This window comes from Phenylobacterium sp. Root700, from assembly GCF_001429025.1.
Classification (GTDB): Bacteria; Pseudomonadota; Alphaproteobacteria; order Caulobacterales; family Caulobacteraceae; genus Phenylobacterium.
Genome location: NZ_LMHT01000035.1, coordinates 137,192 through 153,454, shown reverse-complemented (window position 1 = coordinate 153,454; position 16,263 = coordinate 137,192). Strand labels below are relative to the sequence as shown.

Below are 16,263 nucleotides of genomic sequence, written 5' to 3'. Positions count from 1 at the left end.
ACGGGTGGGCCGGCCCGTGCGCTTCAAACGCGCCCATGCAACTCGCCGACTTTGATTTCGAACTGCCAGAAGACCGCATCGCCCTGCGTCCGGTCAATCCGCGCGACGCTGCGCGCCTGCTTCTGGTGCATCCTGGCCGTCCGCTCGCCGAGGCGACCGTGGCCGACCTGCCGAGTCAGCTGCGCGCCGGCGACGTCCTGGTGCTCAACGACACGCGGGTCATTCCTGCGCGCCTGAAGGGGCGTAGGGTCCGTGAAGGCTCGGACATCGCGGTGGAAGCCACTCTGCATCGGCGGCTTTCGCCCTCCAAATGGACCGCCTTCATGCGGCCGGGCAAGAAGCTGGCGCCCGGCGACCGGGTGCATTTCGGCGCCATGGAGGATCGGGCCTGCCTGCTGGGCGCGCTCGACGCCACGGTGATCGAGAAGGGCGAGGGCGGCGAGGTCACGCTGAGCTTCGACCTGGCCGGGCCTGATCTCGATGCGACCATCGCCGAGCGCGGCTCCATGCCGCTGCCGCCCTACATCGCCGCCAAGCGGGGCGAAGACGCCCAGGACCGCGCCGACTACCAGACCGTCTATGCCGACGAGGAAGGCTCCGTCGCCGCGCCGACCGCCGGCCTGCATTTCACGCCCCAGCTGATGGAGCGGCTGGAGGCGATGGGCGTGAGCCTGCAGTTCGTGACGCTGCACGTGGGGGCCGGCACCTTCCTGCCGGTGAAGACCGAGAATCTTTCCGAGCATCGGATGCATGCGGAGTACGGCGAGGTCGACGCCGACACCGCCGCGGCGCTCAATGCGGCCAAGGCCGCCGGCGGGCGTATCATCTGCGTCGGGACCACCTCGCTGCGGCTGGTCGAGAGCGCAGCCGGAGAGGATGGGATCATCCGGCCCTTCGCGGAGGAGACCGCGATCTTCATCACCCCCGGCTACCGGTTCCGCGCCGCCGATGGGCTGATGACCAATTTCCATCTGCCGAAGTCGACCCTGTTCATGCTGGTCTCGGCCTTCGCGGGCTACGAGACCATGCGCGCGGCCTACGCCCATGCGATCGCCGATGGCTACCGCTTCTATTCCTATGGCGACGCCAGCCTGCTCTGGAGGGCCTAGTGGCCGCATTCCCGTTCGAGATTTTCGCCACTGAAGGCGGCGCGCGCACCGGCGTGCTCAAGACCCCGCGCGGCGATATCCGCACCCCGGCCTTTATGCCGGTCGGCACGGCGGCGACCGTCAAGGCGCTGACCGTCGATCAGGTGGCCCAGACCGGGGCCGACATCATCCTGGGCAACACCTACCACCTGATGCTGCGTCCCACCGCCGAGCGGATCGCCCGGCTGGGCGGCCTGCACCGGTTCATGCGCTGGGAGAAGCCGATCCTCACCGACTCCGGCGGCTTCCAGGTGATGTCGCTGTCCAAGATCGCCAAGGTCACTGAGGAGGCCGTCGCCTTCCAGAGCCACATCGACGGCTCGCGGCACGTGATGACGCCGGAACGCTCCATCCAGATCCAGGCCGATCTGCTGGGCTCCGACATCATTATGCAGTTGGACGAATGCGTCGCCTGGCCGGCGGAGGAGAAGCGGGCGACCGAGGCCATGCGGCTCTCGGCCCGATGGGGCGCGCGGTCAAAGGCGGCGTTCGGGGAGCGTGAGAGCCAGGCGCTGTTCGGCATCCAGCAGGGCTCGACCTTCGAGCATCTGCGCCGCGAATCCGCCGATCGCCTGATCGAGACTGGTTACGACGGCTACGCGCTGGGCGGACTGGCCGTGGGCGAGGGGCATGCGGCGATGTGCGAGGTGCTGGACTACGCGCCCGCCATGCTGCCCGCCGACCGGCCGCGCTACCTGATGGGCGTCGGCAAACCCATCGACCTGGTCGAGGCGGTGGCCCGGGGCATCGACATGTTCGACTGCGTGCTGCCGACGAGGTCGGGCCGTCATGGCCAGGCCTGGACCTGGGAAGGCTCGGTCAATCTCAAGAACGCCCGCTTCGCCGAGGACGACAGCCCGCTCGACGAGACCAGCGATTGCCCGGCCTCGTCCTACTATTCCAAGGCCTATCTGCATCACTTGGTGAAGTCCGAGGAGATCCTCGGCCAGGTGCTGCTGTCGTGGCACAACATCGCCCACTTCCAGGCCCTGACCTCGGCGATGCGCGCGGCCATCGCCGAAGGCCGGTTCGAGCAGTTCCGGCGCGACTTCAAGGCGCGTCAGCGTACCGGATAACGCGGCTTCATGTCCTGGCTGGGGACGGGCTTGGCGCCGGTCAGGACATGCGACGGGATCGCCGGCGGATGGCAGCCCTTGGCCTCGCCCAGGCCCTTCATATAGGCCCGCCGAACCGCGCCGGCGGTGATGGCGTCAGTGACCAGGCTGTCGTGACGCTCGGCGCCGGTGAGTTGCCGCACCCAGCCCCGGAACGGGATGACGCCGGAGGCCAAGCTGGCCACTGCGCCCAGGGCGGCGCCGCGGCCGCGTTCCATCATGTCGCCGTCTTCCCCCGATGCCTGGTCCAGGTCCGTGCCCAGGGCCTCATCGAGCGGAAGGATGGCCGCGGTGATGCCGGCGCAGGTGGCGGGCTTGGGCCGCTGGTAGGGATCGGCCATCGCGTCCAGCAGGATCGGCGGGATCTTGGTGCGCAGGACATTGACGTCGCGCAGCGGCGCGGCCACCGCGCCCTGGATGCTCTCACGCTTGGCCTCCGAGGTCGTCTGGACCTGGGGCGACCCGTCCGCACGGCCGGTCAGGCAGGCCGAGAGCAGGAAGAGCAGGGGCAGGGGATAAATGATCTTTCGCATGGGGCCATCGTATTCATGGTCGGCGGGTGAAGGAAAGCTGACACACGCTCTTGCTCCGGCGAAGTCCCCCGCATATGGTCCGCGCCGCTTCGCACGGCGTCCAGCACGTCGCGCCGAGGGCCGGTAGCTCAGTGGTAGAGCATTCGACTTTTAATCGAATGGTCGTGAGTTCGAAACTCACCCGGCCTACCAATCTTCCTTTGAGAAGATTGGGCTTTTTCTGTTTCGCAGGCCTTTGCGGAAGCAGCCGTCAGGCGTTCAATACCTAGCCATCAAGCGCGGCGTGCAGACGTTTATCCAAAGTGATTCCGCTATTGCGTCGACGCGAAGGTCCGACTCAGGTCGCGGGGACGTTTGGGGAATGACGAAGGGGTTTGCGCCCCACGCATGGGGCGTTGAGAGCCGACCGGTCGGCGCCTGACCGAGGGCGGCCGGCTACCAGGTCTTCAGCAGGCGAGTCGCTTGCGGCGTCTGGTACGTATAGGCGGGCTGAACGGTCGCCACCTGCACGGCTTGCTGCTTTGGGGTGTAGCTCGTCCAGAAGGCGGTCGTCGCCTCCCGTGCGCTCGGCTTTGCGTCGCCGATCGCGTGCTTTCCCTGAGTGGCCGCAAGCCCCGCCGCAGCGACGCTGAGCGCAACCATGAACGCGAAGATTTTCACGCTCGTTTCTCCCTAAGGTATTCTTTGTACTCAACCTTCTTGAGGGTCTTTGAGGAAGCTGAACCCTTTTCGAGCGGGGCGCAATGAACCTTTTTCGTGTTCGCCGCCGCCGCGATCCCGTGACGCGGGGGATATCGGTGGGAATGGCGCGCGCGGTCGGTGCCAACCAACGCCTAGCTCAGCCTTTCCCTTCGCGCCCTCAGAAAAACTATATTGTCGATAGGCGCGCTGGGAATTAACCGGAGTGCGAGCCGAGGCGCAGCTATCCGCGCACCTCGGCGTTTATGCGTTTGAACCGGGGCCGCCTGAATGACCGCGACCGTCACCTCCGAGATCGTCGCGGCGCGTCGACCGCTGGTCCGTCGCCGTTCCGCGATCCCCGGATTCGCCGTCACCATGGGGGTGACGCTGACGATCCTGTCCTTGATCGTCCTCATCCCGTTGGCGGCCGTGGCTCTCAAGGCCTCGGAGCAGACCTTCCCCGAATTCCTGCACGCAGCGTTCAACGAGCGGGCCCTGACCGCCTATCGGCTGTCGTTCGGGGCCGCCCTGATCGCGGCGGTCATCAACGGCGTGTTCGGGGTGCTGACCGCCTGGGCGCTGGTTCGCTACCAGTTTCCCTTCAAGAGCCTGGTGAACGGGATCATCGATCTGCCGTTCGCCTTGCCGACCGCGGTGGCCGGCATCGCGTTGGCGACCCTCTATGCGCCGAACGGCTGGATCGGGGCGCTGTTCGCGCCGGCTGGGATCAAGATCGCCTATACGCCGCTGGGCGTGGTGATCGCCCTGACCTTCATCGGCCTGCCGTTCGTGGTGCGCACGCTGGAGCCGGTGATGCGCGACCTCGCCTCCGACGTCGAAGAGGCGGCCGCCAGCCTGGGCGCGAGCCGGTTCGACACCATTCTTCGCGTGATCCTGCCCGCGCTGGGGCCAGCCTGGCTCACCGGGATCGCGCTGGCCTTCGCCCGCGCCGTCGGTGAGTACGGCTCGGTGATCTTCATCGCGGGCAACATGCCCTACAAGTCAGAGATCGCCCCGCTGCTGATCACCATCGAGCTGGAGCAGTACGACTATGCCGGCGCGGCGACCATCGCAGTGGTCATGCTGGCGGTCTCGTTCCTGATGCTGTTCGTCATCAACGCCATCCAGGCCTGGGCGCGGAGGCTCGGCCAATGAGCCGCCTGCGTCATCCCACCGAGGATCCCGTCTGGGCCAAGGCGATCATCCTTGGGCTGGTCGGCCTGTTCCTGGTCGGCGTGCTGATCCTGCCGATGGTCACTGTGTTCTTCGAAGCCCTGCGCAAGGGTCTGCCGGCGGCGCTGGAGTCCATCCAGAATGAGGACGCCCGCGCGGCCATCAAGCTGACCTTGATCACCGCGGCGATCACCGTGCCGTTCAATGTGGTGTTCGGGCTCTGCGCCTCCTGGGCCATCGCCAAGTACGAGTTTCCGCTGAAGCCCTTCCTGATCACCCTGATCGACCTGCCGTTCTCGGTGTCGCCGGTGGTGGCGGGCCTGATCTATGTGCTGGTGTTCGGCGCCCAGGGCTGGTTCGGGCCCTGGCTGCTGGACCACGACATCAAGATCATCTTCGCCATCCCCGGCATCGTGCTGGCGACGATTTTCGTGACCTTCCCCTTCGTCGCCCGCGAACTGATCCCGCTGATGCAGGAGCAGGGGGTGGACGAGGAGGAGGCGGCCGTCTCGATGGGCGCCTCGGGCCTGCGCACCTTCTGGAGCGTGACCGCGCCCAATGTCCGCTGGGGCCTGCTGTACGGCGTCCTGCTCTGCAACGCCCGGGCGATGGGCGAATTCGGGGCGGTGTCGGTGGTGTCGGGCCATATTCGCGGCCTGACCAACACCATGCCGCTGCATGTCGAGATCCTCTACAACGAGTATGATTTCGTTGGAGCTTTCGCTGTCGCCGGCCTCTTGTGCTTCCTGGCCATCGTCACCTTGGTGCTCAAGGCCCTGCTAGAACTCGTCCAGCCGCAGTCGCGGCCCGGCCGCCACTGACCGAGAGACGTACTGCATGACCATTTCCATCCGATCGGTGGAGAAGACCTTCGGCCGCTTTCCGGCGCTCAACGGTGTGAGCCTGGAGATCGCCGATGGCGAACTTCTGGCGCTGCTGGGCCCGTCCGGCTCGGGCAAGACCACGCTGCTGCGGGTCATCGCGGGCCTTGAGTTCCCTGAAAAGGGCCAGGTGCTCTACGGCGACCAGGACATGACCTACACCAGCGCCGCCGCGCGCCGGGTCGGGTTCGTGTTCCAGCAGTACGCGCTGTTCCGGCACATGACCGTGGCCAAGAACGTGGCCTTCGGTCTCGACGTCCGCAAAGGGCAGGCCAAGCCGTCGAAGAGCGAGATCACCGCCCGCGTTGACGAGTTGCTGAAGCTCGTGGAACTGGGCGAACTCGGCAAGCGCTACCCGGCTCAGCTATCGGGCGGCCAGCGCCAGCGCGTAGCCCTGGCCCGGGCCTTGGCGGTGAACCCCAGCGTCCTGCTGCTCGACGAGCCGTTCGGGGCCCTGGACGCCACGGTGCGCAAGTCGCTGCGCAAGGAGCTGCGGCGGATCCACGACGCCACCGGCGTCACCACGATCTTCGTAACCCACGACCAGGAAGAGGCCCTGGAACTGGCCGACCGGGTGGCGATCCTGAACAAGGGCGCGATCGAGCAGATCGGCGCGCCGCATGAGGTGCATGACAATCCGGCCGGCGCCTTCGTCTGCGGCTTCGTCGGCGAGGCCAACCGCTTCGAGGGCGCGGTGAAGGGCGGGCGCTTCAAGTCGGTCGATATCGAACTGGCCGCGCCCGGCGTCGCCGACGGCGCGGCGGTGGCCTTTGTGCGGCCCCATGAGTTCGTGCTGGCCCCGGCCGATCAGGCCAGCCTCAGCATCGTCACCGAGCGGATCGCGCCGCAGGGCGCGGTGGTGCGGGTCGACGGGGCGACGCCAAGCGGCCAGCGGATCGAGGCCGCCTTCGCGCGGCAGAGCGCTGGACAACTGCAGCCGGGCGCCAAGCTGAACCTCTCGGCCGACCGGGCCTACGTGTTCAGCGCCTAGGGGCCTTCCCCCTCAGTCAGCTTCGCTGACAGCTCCCCCAGTGGGGGAGCATCTGCGAAACAAATCCTCCCCCGCTGGGGGAGGTGGATCGGCGCAACGCGCCGAGACGGAGGGGGCGGCGCCTACTGCTGTTGCTGTTGCTGCTGGTCATAGACCAGGCTGCCGACCGGGCCGCGGCGTCGGCCGCCGCGTGAGAACGACGGCTGGGCCAGGCGGATGAATTCTGGCTCGGTCAGGGCGGCGCGAGCGCGGCGGACGGACACCCCGACCGCCAGCTGGCTCTCGGCCTCGCCCTTGTAGACCCCGCGCGAGGGCGGCACGTCGTTGTAGTCGCGGCCGACGGCGGCGGCGATGTGGCGCTCGCCCGCCTCGACATTGTTGGTGGGGTCCAGGCCGATCCAGCGCGTGGAGGGCAGGAACACCTCGACCCAGGCGTGGGTGGCGTCGGGGTCCGAGCGGTCGCCCGCCTGTCGGTCGGTGAACAGGTAGCCCGACACATAGCGCGCTGGGACGCCCCAGGAGCGGCAGATGGCGATCATGATGTGGGCGAAGTCCTGGCAGACCCCGCGACCGGCCTTCAGCGCCAGGTCTATGGGGCTGTCGGCGCGGGTGACGCCGGCCTCGTAGCCGAAGGAGGCGTAGATGGTCTGGGAGAGCTGACGCACGGCGCTGAGCGGATCGCGACGGCGAAGTTCGTCCAGCTCATGCAGGGCCACATAGGCCCGCAGAGCCTCGGTTTCGATGGCGAACCCGTGGTGGGTCAGGAAGTCGAAGTTCTCGCCGCGGACGAAGTCGCTGCGCAGGCGGTCCCATTCCCCCTGGTCGAGGGAGTCAGGCAACGGCGCCGGCGCCTGGGTTTCAACCGCCGAGCGGGCGACGATGTTCAGGCGGTCGTGCGGCTGGGGCACGTCGAAATGATAGACCGCGTTCCCGAAGGGGTCGGCGTAGGAGAACAGCTGGGCGGCCGGATCAAGCTCGAGCTCGAAGGAGACCAGCCGCTGGCGCGCGCCCTTCTGCGGCTGCATCCACACCTCCATGACGCTTTCGCGCACGGGCTCGGCGTAGTGGTACTGGGTGACGTGGCGGACTTCCAAAAGCACGGGTCTGGTCCTTACGCCGGCAGACGCATTTCGAGGGAATAGGCGACGAAGGTGTCGTAGATCGCCTGGTGCAGGGCCGCGCACTCGTCGAGCACGGTGGAGATCAGAGCGCTGGCGCCGGCCGCCTCCAGTTCCTCCATGTCGGCGTATTGCAGGCGCGCGCGCAGCCGGCCGGCCAGGCGTTCGGGGCCGGCGTGGCCGGTCGCCTCGACATAGCGGGCGGTGGCGCTCAGGTGCTCCTCGATGCGGGCGGTGGAGAACCGGATCGAGCGGGGGAACTCCTCGTCCAGCAGCAGGAATTGCAGGATCTTGCGGGGCTGGATGTCGGCCGTGAAGCGGCGCAGATACGGCTCCAGCGCGCAGCTCATCCGCAGCACGCTCATCAACGCCATGTGGTCGTCCAGCGGCCGGCGGCTGGCGTCGCCGAAACAGACCTGCAGTAGCCGGCCGATCAGCTGCGCGCGCTCCAGATGGACGCCGAGCAGCAAGAATCGCCAGCCCTCGCCATGGCTCATAGTGGCGTCGGCCGCGCCCTTGAAGAGATGCAGGTCGGCGATGATGTCGTGCAGGAAGACCGAGGCACCGTCGGCGAAGGCCTTGGGCGCCTCTGGCCCGGCCATCCGCAGATAGATCAGGTTCAGGCGCTCCCAGGTCTCCGTGGTGATCTGGTCGCGGACCTGGCGGGCGTTCTCGCGGGCCAGCGCCAGCGAACTGGTGATGGAGCCGGGGTCCTCGCGGTCGAGGGCGAGCGAGAAGGCCAGGTCATAGGGGCTGCCGACATGGGCGGCGTCAGGATCGCCGACCGCGGCCAAGGCGATCCGGGTCACCTGGTCCGCAGCCTGCGTGCGGTCCAGGGTGGCGTTCAGCATCACGTCCGACAGACGGCACATGTGCTCGGCGCGTTCCACATAGCGCCCGATCCAGTAGAGGCTGTCGGCGACCCTCGCGAGCATCATGGCCGTCCCTCCTGATCGGCCGCGCCGTCGGGTTCCAGGATCCAGGTGTCCTTGGAGCCGCCGCCCTGGCTGGAGTTCACCACCAGCGAGCCCTTGCGCAGGGCCACCCGTGTCAGGGCGCCGGGCGTCACCACGATCTTCTCGCCCGAGAGAATGAAGGGGCGCAGGTCGACGTGGCGCGGCTCGATCACCCCGTCGATCAGGCAGGGGGCGGTGGAGAGCTGAATGGTCGGCTGGGCGATGTAGTTGGCGGGATCGGCCTTGATCGCCAGGGCGAAGTCCTCGCGCTCCTGCTGGCTGGCGTGGGGGCCGATCAACATGCCGTAGCCGCCCGAGGCGCCCACCGCCTTGACCACCAGCTTGTCCAGATTGGCGAGCACATGGCTCAGCTGCGAGGTCTCGCGGCAGAGATAGGTCTCGATGTTCGGCAGGATGGCGTCTTCGCCGAGGTAGTAGCGGATGATCGCCGGGACATAGGCGTAGACCGCCTTGTCGTCGGCCACGCCGGTTCCCGGCGCGTTGCAGATCACCACATTGCCGGCGCGGTAGACGTTGAACAGCCCTGCGACCCCAAGCCCGGAATCGCGCCGGAAGGTGAGGGGGTCGATGAAGTCGTCGTCGACCCGGCGATAGATCACGTCGATGCGTCGCAGGCCGGTCGTGGTCCGCATGTAGACCATGTTGTCGTGGACAACGAGATCGCGGCCCTCGACCAGCGGGCACCCCATCAGCCGGGCGAGATAGGCGTGTTCGTAGTAGGCCGAGTTGTAGACCCCCGGCGTCAGCACCACGATCTGCGGATTGGGCCGCCAGTCGGCCGCCATGCCCTTCAGGGTGGCCAGCAGCAGGTCGGGATAGCGGTCGATGGCGCGCACGCCCGCGGCCCTGAATGTGCCCGGGAAGGTCCGGCGCGAGGCCTCGCGGTTGGCCAGCATGTAGGAGACGCCGGACGGGACGCGCAGATTGTCCTCCAGCACGGCGAAGGCGCCGTCCGGCTGGCGGATCAGGTCCGAGCCGCAGACATTGGCGTAGGCCTGATGCGGCACATAGAGGTTCTGCATCTCCCGCCGATAGGACGGGGCGCCGAGCACCAGTTCGCGGGGCACGACCCCGTCCATCAGGATCTGCTGTTCGCCGTAGATGTCGGCGAGGAACATGTTCAGCGCGCGCAGCCGCTGGGTCAGACCAGCCTCGATCGTCGCCCACTCGGCGGCCGGGATGATCCGCGGCAGCAGGTCGGTGGGAATGATCCGCTCGGTGGAGCTTTCGCCGCCATAGACCGTGAAGGTGATGCCCTGCAGCAGGAAGAACCGTTCCAGCGTCCGCTGGCGCTCCGACATCTCGGCGGCGGCCAGGGTGGCGATCCGCCGGTCCAGGGCGCTGTAGTGGGGGCGGACCTCGGCCAGGGCCGTCAGCATCTCGTCATAGGGCGCGGCCGGCGGCGCGTCGGGGGAATTGGTCGCGTGCGCGGCCGCCTGATCAGATCTGTGAGCCGTCGCCACGCCGTACTCCACCACAAGATCCTCTCGCGTCGTCGGGACTTCGACCTTAGGAAGCGCAGGCGGGAATCGAGCGGCTTTTTGGTAACGGCGATCCTTCATGGCCTGGGCGCCCAGCAATTGGGCAGGCGCCTGCTTAACGGGAATGCAGCTTGACCCGCTCGGCATGGGTGACAGCGCGCCGCGACGCGGGCTACATCGGAATCTGGGGCGCGATTGAAGGATTAGGCGTGGGACGATTGGTCGTCGCGGTCGCCGCCTCGGCGGCCATATGTGCGTCGGGAGCCGCTCACGCTGAATCGCCACGGGCGAGCGTGGAGGGCGAGCTCGACGCGAGCCTGCGCGACGCCGTGGCGCGCGCCGTCGGCGAATCCGACAAACCCGTCGCCAATCGTTTCGAAGCCCGCCGCCGTGCGCGCGACGCCGGCGAGGACGTGATCGCCGTGCTGCGCTCCGAGGGTTACTACGCCTACGACGTCGAGCCTGACGTCGGCGACGGCGAGACGCCGACGCCCATCATCAAGGTCAAGCCGGGGCCGCGGTTCACGATCGCCGAGCCGCAGATCGACTGGCTGGAGCCCGCGCCCTTGCCGGAGGTGCGTCAGGCCGGCGAAGCGGTCATGGGCCTGGCCACCGGCGCGCCGGGCCGGGCGGTGGACGTCATCAACGCCGAGGGCCGGATCGTCGCCGCCGTCCAGAAGCGCGGCTACGCCGACGTCGCTTCGGCGCCGCGCGAGGTGATTGTCGATCATGCCGACCGGACGGTGCGCCCGACCTACAAGATCGAGGCCGGCGACCTAGTGCGGCTCGATGGGCTCAAACTGCTGACCGAGGGGCGTACGGACCGGCCCTGGTTGGAGCACCTGGCGCCGTGGAAGCCCGGCGAGGTCTACGATCCGGAGGACGTCGGCGAACTGGAGCGTCGGCTGCTCGACACCGGGGTCTACGATTCGGTGACGGTGTCCCTGGCGCCGAAAGACCAGGCCACCAGCGACGGGCTGCGGCCGATCCTGGTCAGTTTGGCCGACCGCAAGCCGCGCACCGTGGAGCTCGGGGCCAGTTACTCCACCAGCGAAGGCGTCGGCGCCGACGCCAAGTGGACCCGCTACAACATCTTCGGGCGGGCCGACACGGTCGCGGCCCTGGCCAGGGCCTCGAACATCGACAGCCGGCTCGGCGGGGAACTGACCCTGCCGCATTGGCGCCGTCCACAGCAGACGTTCAAGGCCGGGGCCGGGGGATATCTCAACCGCACCGACGCCTATGACGAAACCGGGTTCGGCGTGCGCGCGGACATCCAGCGGCGGTTCCGCAAGACGTCGTACATCACGCTCGGCGGGTCGCTCGACTACAGCCAGACCGAGGAACACAACAACCTTCACGTGAACTCGCCCGGCCGCAACCTGTTCACGGCCGCCGGTCTGGCGGCGGGCGCGCTCGATCGGTCCGACGATCCGTTGGACCCAAAGCGCGGCTGGCGGTTGGAGGTGCGGGCCGAGCCGACCTACCTGTTCGGCGACGACAGCTTGCCCTACCTCAAGGTCCAGTCTCAGGGCTCGGCTTACTTCCCGTTCGACGCGCGGGCGCGCACCGTCGTCGCGGGACGCCTGAAGGCGGGCGTCATCCTTGGCGCGACCGTGCCTCAGGTGCCGGCTTCGCGGCGATTCTACGCCGGAGGCGGCGGCTCGGTTCGCGGCTACGCCTATCAGGCGATCGGGCCGCGATCCGTCGACAACACGCCGCAAGGCGGGGCGTCGGTGCTCGAGACCTCGGTGGAGCTGCGTCAGAAGATCGGCCAGCACTGGGGCGTCGTGGCCTTTCTCGACGCTGGCGCGGTCGGGACCGACGAGTTCCCGAGCGGCGACAATTTCAGCGTCGGCGCCGGGGTCGGCGTTCGCTACGATCTCGGCTTCGGGCCGATCCGCGCCGACATCGCCATTCCGCTCGACAAGCGTAAGGGCGACCCGGCGTTCCAGATCTATCTCAGCATCGGGCAATCGTTTTGAGCGAGACGCCGACACCCGTCGAGGAGGTGGCCGAGGCGGCCGTCAAGGTCGCGAAGAGCTCGATCCTGCCGAAGATCATCGTCGCGATCTGCCTGCTGCTGGCCCTGGTGATCGGGGCGACGGCGCTGACCGCCCGCTATGGCGTGCTGCTGCCGCAGGGCCGGCTGCTGATCGAGGCGCGCGCCAGCGGGTTGAAGATCGGCCGGCTTGGCCGCTTGAAAATCGAGGGGCTGGGCGGCGATGTCTGGCGCGATTTCACCGTGCGCCGGCTGACGATCAGCGACGAGAAGGGTATTTGGCTGGAGGCCAAAAATATCGAACTGACATGGAGTTACGCCGAACTCTTCAGGCGTAAATTCCGGGCGGACGATATCAAGGCCGAACAGGTGACGATCTTGCGCCGCCCGACGCTGGAGCCCAAGAGCGAGTCCGCCGGGCTGCCGATCTCGATCGATATCGATCGCGCCGCGACCCGTCTTGAACTGACGCCGGAGTTCAGCGTCGCGCGCGGGGTCTACGACGTGGTGGCGAGCGTTGACGTTCAACGTCGCAACGGCGGCCAGAGCGGCAAGGTCGCCGTGGCCAGCGTTCTGCACCCCGGCGACCATCTGAACGCCGAGTTCGATTTCGGCGGTGGGCGGCCGCTGCTGGTGAGCGCCGACGCCGAAGAGGCCAAGGGCGGCGCCTTGGCGGGCAGCCTGGGCTTGCCGACCGACCGACCCTTCTCGCTGCAGGTCCAGGCCAAGGGTGAAGGCCCGCAGGGCCGCTTCACCGCCTTGGCGACCTCCGGGGCCATCAAGCCGGTGGAAGCCTCCGGCGCCTGGAACAAGCAGGGCGGTTCGGCGCAGGGACGGGTGCTGCTGAACGCCTCGACCTTGACGAAGGAATTGGTCGAACGCCTTGGACCGGAAGCACAATTCACGATTTCGGGGCGTGAGGCCGGGGCCTCGCTCTATGACCTCGACGCCCAGGTGACGTCGGCCAATCTGGCGGTCACGGCCAAGGGTAAGGCCAATCTGGGCGAGCGCCGGACCGGCCCCGCGGGCGTCGCGATGACAGCGGCGGCCAAGGAGCTTTCGAAGGTCACCGGCGGTCCGCCGATGGGACTGGGGCGGGTCGAGGGCGTGCTGACCGGAAACGCCGATGATCTGCGCTTCGCCGGTACGGCCGACGTCGCGCGCCTGACGCTGGGCGACTATGGCCTGGACCGGGTCTCCGGCCCGTTCGTCCTGACCCGCCGTGATCGCGTGGTGGCGATCGCGGGCAAGATCGCCGGGGCCGGCGGGCGTGGATCGGGCCTCGCGGCGGCGCTGCTGGGCGCACGGCCCACGGCGTCCTTCGACGCCTCGCGACTGGCTGACGGCCGATTGCTGCTGCGCGACGTCCAGGCGACCGGCGTCGGTCTCAAGGTTCGCGCCAACGGCGGCCGTAGCCTGCTGGGCGGCCTGAACTTCAAGGGCAAGGCCGACTTCTCGAACCTCGCCGCCGCCCGCGCCGGGGCCTCCGGCGCGCTGTCGGCCGATTGGTCGGCGACCCAATCGGGCGCTGGCAAACCCTGGACGCTCAGTCTCGACGCCAAGGGCGCACGCTTCGCCTCAGGCTTCGCTGAACTGGACCGCTTGCTGGGCGCAACGCCGCGGTTGCAGGCGCGGGCCAATGTCGAGGGGCGCAAGATCTCGGTGTCCGACGGGACCCTGAACGGCGCGGCGATCAAGGCGGCGACGGCCGGGGTGCTGGGCGCCGACGGCGCCATGCGCTTCAAGCTCGACTGGTCGGCCGACGGTCCTTTCCGGGCGGGCCCCGTGGAGATCACCGGCAAGGCCAAGGGATCTGGCGCCGTGACCGGGACGCTCAGTGCGCCGCGTGCGGACCTGCTGGCCGACTTCGAGGCCATCGACATCCCGCGCCTGCCGCTGAAGGACGCCAAGCTTACCCTGAGTTTCATGAGCCGGGCCGATGGTTCGAGCGGCGTCGTCGCCCTGACGGCGGCCAGCGACTATGGACCGGCCCAGGCCCGCTCGGCCTTCCGCTTCCCCAATGGCGGGGTGGACCTGTCGGACCTGTCGCTCGACGCCGGCGGTCTTTCGGCTGAGGGCTCCATCGCGCTCCGGCGCAACACGCCCTCGGCGGCCGACTTGCAGCTGCGGGTGGCCAAGGGCGCCTTCCTGGAGAATGGCGAGGTGACGGGGGTCGTAAAGATCGTCGACGCCGCCGGCGGCCCGCGTGGGACCCTGAATCTGAAGGCGACCGATGCGGTTCCGCCAGGCGCCAAGTTCGCGGTGCGGACGGGCTTGATCACCGCCGACGGCCCGCTATCGCGGCTGCCCTACACGGTCGATCTGGAAGGGATCTCCAACAACGGGCGCTGGGGCGCCAAGGGGAGCGGGCTGTTGGCCGAGGCCAAGCCCGGCTACGCCTTGACCTTCGATGGCGGCGGGCAACTGGGCCGTCGCGATCTGAAGACCACCGAGACCGCGACGATTCATTTCGGCGGCCCCGAGCAGACGGCCCGGCTGCGTCTGGCGGCCGGCGACGGCGGACGCATCGACCTTGACGGGCGGCTCACCAAGGACGCCACCGACATTCACGCGCAGATCGAACACCTCGGACTGGGCGTCCTCAACTCCGACCTCACTGGCCGGGCCGACGCGACCTTGACCCTCACCGGGCGGGGCAAGCAGCTGACCGGAACCCTGGACGCCAAGCTCGACGACGCCCGGGGCCGCGGTTCGCCGCGCGAGCTTGGCATGGACGGCTCCTTGAAGGCGCTTCTGGACGACGACGCGGTGACCTTGACCGCCGCCGTGACCAACGAGCAGGGCCTGCGCGCCAACGCCAACGTGGTCTTGCCGGCCGAGGCTTCGGCGAGCCCGTTCCGCATCGCCATCGCCCGCACCCGGCCGATCCGCGGCGACTTCTTCGCCGATGGCGAGGTCAAGCCGTTGTGGGAGCTGCTGGTTGGGGGCGAACGGGAGCTGGCGGGACATGTCCAGCTTCAGGGAACCCTGGGCGGCACGCTGGCCGATCCGAACGCCACCGGCCAGGTGGAGGTGGACAAGGGGCGCTTCTCCGACGGCGCGACCGGCCTGGTGCTGACCGACGTGGTCCTGCGCGCGGCCTTCGCCAACAACGCCGTCAACATCACCCAGGCCACCGGGGCGGACGGGCATGGCGGGACGCTGTCGGGGTCCGGCAAGGTCAGCCTGCTTCGCGAAGGCGCCTCGACCTTCTTGCTGGATCTGAAGAACTTCCGGCTGATCGACAACGACATGGCCAGCGCCTCGGCCTCGGGGCAGGCGACGCTCGACCGCGCCGCCGATGGCAAGGTTCGTCTCGGCGGCGACCTGACCATCGATCGCGCCGACGTCTCGGCGAACATGTCGGCGCCGTCAGGCGTGGTCTCGATGGACGTGATTGAGCGCAACAAGCCCACCGACCTCTCTCAATCGCTGCAACCGGTCGTCTCCAGGGGGCCGTCGATCGCCCTCGACGTGACCCTGAAGGCCCCCAGGCGGATATTCCTGCGGGGCAGGGGCCTGGATGTGGAGCTTTCCCTCAACGCCAAGGTCGGCGGCACGACGGCGCGGCCGACCCTGGCCGGCACCGCCCGGGTCGTGCGCGGCGAGTACGATTTCGCGGGCAAGCGCTTCGAGTTCGATGATCGGGGCGTCGTCACCCTGGCCACGAAGCCGGAGGCGATCCGCCTGGACCTGACCGCGACCCGCGACGACCCGTCGCTGACCGCCGTGGTGCGCATCCGAGGCACGGCGGCCAAGCCCGAGATCACCCTGACCTCGGTGCCGGTCCTGCCGAACGACGAGGTGCTGTCGCAGGTGCTGTTCGGGCGCTCGGCCGCGCAGCTGTCGCCGCTCGAGGCCGCTCAGCTCGCCTCGGCGCTGTCGTCGCTGGCCGGCGGCGGAGGCTTCGACGTGATCGGCAACCTGCGCAGCTTCGCCGGTCTCGACCGCTTGGCGCTGGCTGGGGGCGATGAGTCCGGTGTCACGGTGTCCGGCGGCAAGTACCTGACCGAAGACGTCTATCTGGAGCTGACCGGCGGCGGCCGCGAGGGGCCATCGGCGCAGGTCGAGTGGCGACTCGGCCGCAACCTCTCCATCATCTCCAAGCTCGCCAGCCAGGGGGACGGCAAGCTCGCCGTTCGCTGGCGCAAGGACTACTGAGG

General features: G+C 68.4%; 12 protein-coding genes and 1 tRNA gene. 8 read left to right on the top strand and 5 right to left on the bottom strand.

Annotated elements, in window-relative coordinates:
- Positions 1-35: 35 nt before the first annotated feature.
- Positions 36-1,109: a tRNA preQ1(34) S-adenosylmethionine ribosyltransferase-isomerase QueA gene (queA, locus tag ASE02_RS20430; protein ID WP_056736894.1), complete on the top strand. Its 1,074-nt coding sequence runs from the start codon at positions 36-38 to the stop codon at positions 1,107-1,109.
- The gene (gene tgt, locus ASE02_RS20425) at positions 1,109-2,224 is read left to right on the top strand and encodes a tRNA guanosine(34) transglycosylase Tgt (protein ID WP_056736892.1); all 1,116 of its coding nucleotides are present in this window, start codon (positions 1,109-1,111) and stop codon (positions 2,222-2,224) included. Before queA ends, tgt begins: the two co-directional genes overlap by 1 nt.
- Here tgt and ASE02_RS20420 read toward each other — a convergent pair.
- The gene (locus tag ASE02_RS20420; protein WP_056736890.1) at positions 2,209-2,796 is read right to left on the bottom strand and encodes a hypothetical protein; all 588 of its coding nucleotides are present in this window, start codon (positions 2,794-2,796) and stop codon (positions 2,209-2,211) included. The genes tgt and ASE02_RS20420 overlap by 16 nt on opposite strands.
- Positions 2,797-2,913: 117 nt before the next feature.
- On the opposite strand from ASE02_RS20420, the gene ASE02_RS20415 reads away from it, so the two are divergent.
- A tRNA-Lys gene (locus ASE02_RS20415) sits at positions 2,914-2,988 on the top strand.
- Between the two features lie 243 nt (positions 2,989-3,231).
- Here the strand turns inward: ASE02_RS20415 and ASE02_RS20410 are convergent.
- Entirely contained in the window at positions 3,232-3,456 is a 225-nt protein-coding gene (locus ASE02_RS20410; protein WP_056736888.1) for a hypothetical protein, read from the bottom strand.
- A 309-nt stretch (positions 3,457-3,765) separates the two neighbouring features.
- Here ASE02_RS20410 and cysT point away from each other — a divergent pair, with 309 nt between their 5' ends.
- The 3 genes from cysT to ASE02_RS20395 are packed head-to-tail and all read left to right on the top strand — an operon-like array spanning position 3,766 to position 6,522.
- Positions 3,766-4,632, top strand: coding sequence for a sulfate ABC transporter permease subunit CysT (cysT, locus tag ASE02_RS20405; protein WP_056736886.1), 867 nt, complete (start codon positions 3,766-3,768; stop codon positions 4,630-4,632).
- Positions 4,629-5,471, top strand: a complete 843-nt coding sequence (cysW, locus tag ASE02_RS20400) for a sulfate ABC transporter permease subunit CysW (RefSeq protein WP_369818597.1) — start codon at positions 4,629-4,631, stop codon at positions 5,469-5,471. Before cysT ends, cysW begins: the two co-directional genes overlap by 4 nt.
- 16 nt (positions 5,472-5,487) lie before the next feature.
- Positions 5,488-6,522, top strand: a complete 1,035-nt coding sequence (locus tag ASE02_RS20395) for a sulfate/molybdate ABC transporter ATP-binding protein (protein WP_056736881.1) — start codon at positions 5,488-5,490, stop codon at positions 6,520-6,522.
- Between the two features lie 122 nt (positions 6,523-6,644).
- Here ASE02_RS20395 and ASE02_RS20390 read toward each other — a convergent pair whose 3' ends face one another.
- Genes ASE02_RS20390 through ASE02_RS20380 form a run of 3 tightly spaced genes read right to left on the bottom strand, consistent with a single transcriptional unit; the run spans position 6,645 to position 9,996 of the window.
- Positions 6,645-7,622, bottom strand: a complete 978-nt coding sequence (locus ASE02_RS20390) for a transglutaminase family protein (RefSeq protein ID WP_056736879.1) — start codon at positions 7,620-7,622, stop codon at positions 6,645-6,647.
- A gap of 11 nt (positions 7,623-7,633) precedes the next feature.
- Positions 7,634-8,578 carry an alpha-E domain-containing protein gene (locus tag ASE02_RS20385; protein ID WP_056736877.1) on the bottom strand — a complete coding sequence of 315 codons (945 nt, stop codon included), beginning with the start codon at positions 8,576-8,578 and terminating at the stop codon, positions 7,634-7,636.
- Positions 8,575-9,996, bottom strand: coding sequence for a circularly permuted type 2 ATP-grasp protein (locus tag ASE02_RS20380; RefSeq protein ID WP_056737404.1), 1,422 nt, complete (start codon positions 9,994-9,996; stop codon positions 8,575-8,577). Before ASE02_RS20380 ends, ASE02_RS20385 begins: the two co-directional genes overlap by 4 nt.
- A 311-nt stretch (positions 9,997-10,307) precedes the next feature.
- On the opposite strand from ASE02_RS20380, the gene ASE02_RS20375 reads away from it, so the two are divergent.
- Positions 10,308-12,083 carry an autotransporter assembly complex family protein gene (locus ASE02_RS20375; RefSeq protein ID WP_056736875.1) on the top strand — a complete coding sequence of 592 codons (1,776 nt, stop codon included), beginning with the start codon at positions 10,308-10,310 and terminating at the stop codon, positions 12,081-12,083.
- Positions 12,080-16,261, top strand: a complete 4,182-nt coding sequence (locus ASE02_RS20370; RefSeq protein ID WP_056736873.1) for a translocation/assembly module TamB domain-containing protein — start codon at positions 12,080-12,082, stop codon at positions 16,259-16,261. The genes ASE02_RS20375 and ASE02_RS20370 overlap by 4 nt, the downstream gene beginning before the upstream one ends.
- Positions 16,262-16,263 lie beyond the last annotated feature (2 nt).

Excerpts from the sequence above, each read along its gene's own strand:
- queA (WP_056736894.1), top strand. The coding sequence starts at position 36 with ATGCAACTCGCCGACTTTGATTTCGAACTGCCAGAAGACCGCATCGCC.
- ASE02_RS20420 (WP_056736890.1), bottom strand. The coding sequence starts at position 2,796 with ATGCGAAAGATCATTTATCCCCTGCCCCTGCTCTTCCTGCTCTCGGCC.
- cysT (WP_056736886.1), top strand. The coding sequence starts at position 3,766 with ATGACCGCGACCGTCACCTCCGAGATCGTCGCGGCGCGTCGACCGCTG.
- cysW (WP_369818597.1), top strand. The coding sequence starts at position 4,629 with ATGAGCCGCCTGCGTCATCCCACCGAGGATCCCGTCTGGGCCAAGGCG.
- ASE02_RS20395 (WP_056736881.1), top strand. The coding sequence starts at position 5,488 with ATGACCATTTCCATCCGATCGGTGGAGAAGACCTTCGGCCGCTTTCCG.
- ASE02_RS20385 (WP_056736877.1), bottom strand. The coding sequence starts at position 8,578 with ATGATGCTCGCGAGGGTCGCCGACAGCCTCTACTGGATCGGGCGCTAT.
- ASE02_RS20380 (WP_056737404.1), bottom strand. The coding sequence starts at position 9,996 with ATGCTGACGGCCCTGGCCGAGGTCCGCCCCCACTACAGCGCCCTGGAC.